The sequence below is a fragment of the Donghicola tyrosinivorans genome (assembly GCF_003003355.1).
Classification (GTDB): domain Bacteria; phylum Pseudomonadota; class Alphaproteobacteria; order Rhodobacterales; family Rhodobacteraceae; genus Donghicola; species Donghicola tyrosinivorans.
This window is the reverse complement of record NZ_PVTQ01000046.1, coordinates 1-2,573: the sequence shown is the minus strand read 5'-3', so window position 1 is coordinate 2,573 and position 2,573 is coordinate 1. Positions and strand designations below refer to the sequence as shown.

Here is a 2,573-nt window from a genome sequence, read left to right as displayed (position 1 = left end):
ACGAGCTCCGGACCTGAAGGTTGCCGCCTGAAATGAAACCAATGCTATAGCTTAGCGCGGCGGCAAACTGGTCGAAAAACGCGGACCACCTCTGTACCTGATGTGTCGGGCAAGATCCGAGCTTGAGGAGAGCAGGTCGAGTTGCCCTTCCAGCCAAAGACGCAGGGCATCCAAGATGGGCTTGGAAAGCTGTTGCCTGACGGCGCGCCGAACGTCCGGCGCTTTGCCGCGGATATCAGCCTCGATCCGATAAAGCTGCGCGATGCGATTGGTCATTTCCAGACAAATCGGGGAAGGTGTCGTGCGGCTGTAATCGACGAAGCGGCGTCGCCAATGCGTCCAACAATAGGCCATCGTCCAAGGATCATTGGTTTTCTTCGGATCACTTAACGCATCGTATCCGGCATAGCCATCAACGGTCAGCTGGCGCCCCTGGAAGTCGCGGAAGACCTCTTGAGCGGTTTTGGCGCTCCGGCTTCTGGAATGCTGGAACACCACGATTGGCGGATCGCCTCCTCCCCAGCCCCGTTGGTCACGGACCACGGCCCAAAGATAATCCTTTCGGGTTTTTCCCGTGCGCGGGGCCAGAACCGGGACCGTGGTCTCGTCTGCGAAGAGATGGTCGCTCGCTTTCAGATCATCGATCAAAGCGTCGATGAGCGGCCCGAGGTGGAATGCAACGCGTCCCGCCCAATTGGCCAGCATGGTGCGATCAATCTCGATCCCCTCCCGGCGCCAGATCTCGGCTTGTCGGTAGAAGGGGAGGTGGTCGCAGAATTTGGACACGACAGCATGGATGGCGAACCGGTTTGTCCCAAGACCGCGCGGCACAAGGGATTCCGGCGCCGGGGCTTGCGCATGGGATGTACCCTTGCACGCCCGGCATATGTATTTGGGACGCACGGTGACCAAGACCCTGAACCGGGCCGGCATGACATCGAGCCGTTCGGTGCGATCTTCCCCGACCCGAACCATCTCACCGCACCCACAGGGGCAGAACGTGTTCGCGGGTTCGATGACTTCTTCGACACGCTCCAGATGCTCCGGCAGCCGCCCTTTGTTCCGGTTTGTAGAGGACGCCTGCCGAGACGCCTTGTCAAGAGCTTTATCGGCGGCCTCTCCCGCGGCCGCCAACTGCCCTTCCGCGACCTCGATATCTTCAGCAAAGAGATTGCGCTGATCGGGGTCACCCTTTTCCGAACTTGCGCCAAACCGCGCGTGTCGAGACTGGATCAACAGCCGTTCCAGCCGTGCATTGGCCTAAGCCAAAGCCGCGTTGGCCGCCTCTGCGCGGGCCAATCGTTGCTCGAGATCGGCAACATATTCGGGGCTGATTTGGTTTGAGGCAGGCATGACCTTTTATACACCGCCATGCCTGTTTACGCTGCAAAATTCCCCCCCATGAGTCACCCCGCCGCATGCTATCCAGCGCGTTTGGGTTGACGGCGCCGCTCGGCCCGAACCGCCTTCCAATCCAACCCTTCGAACAGGGCCGTGAACTGTGCAGGCGTCAGCCTGATCACACCCTCCGCGGGCCGGGGCCACTGGAATTGGCCCCCTTCCAGATGTTTGTAGACCAGTACAAGACCCGTCTGATCCCAGACCAGAATCTTGATCCTGTCGCCGCGCTTCGATCTAAAAACAAAGATCGCCCCGCTGTACGGATCACGCCCCAGTACCGTTTGTACCATGAGCGACAAACCCGCGTGTCCCTTCCGGAAGTCGATCGGCCGCGTTGCCAGATAGACGTGGTACGCCCCTCCAGGCAGGATCATGTGGAAGCCCTAATGGCAGACAAAACACGACCAAGATGGTCGGGGGCAAATCTTGCTGGCACCAAAACCCGAACGCCCTTGACTTCCAGGATGATGGCATCGCCCTCTTTGGCAGTGGCAAGACCGCTTTCGTCGGCGGGCGCCTCAACGACAACAGGGACCAACCCAAGGATGTCGTCATCCGGCATTGCCAAAGCGCCCTCACGAGCAGCACGACGCCAGGAATGAAGTTGGGGCGCGGAGATGCCATGCTTGCGGGCAACATCCGCGACAGAAACGCCATCCCGGTAACTCTCCAGAACCAGCTCCGCTTTCACATGTTCCGGCCACCGACGCCGGCCAGTCGGACTACTCACCACATCAATACGCCCGCCGTATCCTTCTTCGGCACTGTGACAAGTTACGTAATTTTGTACCGTAGTATCCATAAGAACCCTCCATATTTGGACGGCTCCTTCTCGAAGAAACTGAAAATAACATCTACGAGGGTGATGGGACTGCGCTTACGAAAATTCCCGTGGCAGGTCAAGATGGTTGAGAGTTGGGAGAGCTTGCGGGGGCTGATCGAGAGGATCGTGCTGATCCCGCATGAACAGTGCGACGGCTATGTGATCGATCTGAGTGGTGAGCTAGGCGCGCTGTTGAACCTTGCGACGGGCTCCACGGCAACCGCTTTGAATAGACCAGAAAGCCAAGTATCTGATATATTTTCGGAATTATTTTTGGTTGCGGGAGTAGGATTTGAACCTACGACCTTCAGGTTATGAGCCTGACGAGCTACCGGGCTGCTCCATCCCG

3 protein-coding genes and 1 pseudogene are annotated in these 2,573 nt (G+C 58.5%); 1 reads left to right on the top strand and 3 read right to left on the bottom strand.

The window, feature by feature from the left end:
• Nucleotides 1-93: 93 nt before the first annotated feature.
• The 3 genes and pseudogenes from tnpC to tnpA all read right to left on the bottom strand — a co-directional run.
• Nucleotides 94-1,353: pseudogene (gene tnpC / locus CLV74_RS22345) on the bottom strand (IS66 family transposase); the annotation flags it as partial.
• Nucleotides 1,354-1,421: 68 nt separating this feature from the next.
• Nucleotides 1,422-1,775 carry an IS66 family insertion sequence element accessory protein TnpB gene (gene tnpB / locus CLV74_RS22340; RefSeq protein WP_106269136.1) on the bottom strand — a complete coding sequence of 118 codons (354 nt, stop codon included), beginning with the start codon at nucleotides 1,773-1,775 and terminating at the stop codon, nucleotides 1,422-1,424.
• Entirely contained in the window at nucleotides 1,772-2,203 is a 432-nt protein-coding gene (gene tnpA, locus CLV74_RS22335; RefSeq protein WP_106269134.1) for an IS66-like element accessory protein TnpA, read from the bottom strand. The genes tnpB and tnpA overlap by 4 nt, the downstream gene beginning before the upstream one ends.
• Before the next feature lie 102 nt (nucleotides 2,204-2,305).
• On the opposite strand from tnpA, the gene CLV74_RS22960 reads away from it, so the two are divergent.
• A complete protein-coding gene (locus tag CLV74_RS22960; RefSeq protein WP_170108139.1) occupies nucleotides 2,306-2,542 on the top strand; it encodes a hypothetical protein in 237 nt (78 codons plus the stop codon).
• The last annotated feature ends 31 nt before the right edge of the window (nucleotides 2,543-2,573 follow it).

Bases quoted from the DNA above. Each gene is read 5' to 3' on its own strand.
- CLV74_RS22960 (WP_170108139.1), top strand. From the start codon at position 2,306: ATGGTTGAGAGTTGGGAGAGCTTGCGGGGGCTGATCGAGAGGATCGTG.
- tnpA (WP_106269134.1), bottom strand. From the start codon at position 2,203: ATGGATACTACGGTACAAAATTACGTAACTTGTCACAGTGCCGAAGAA.
- tnpB (WP_106269136.1), bottom strand. From the start codon at position 1,775: ATGATCCTGCCTGGAGGGGCGTACCACGTCTATCTGGCAACGCGGCCG.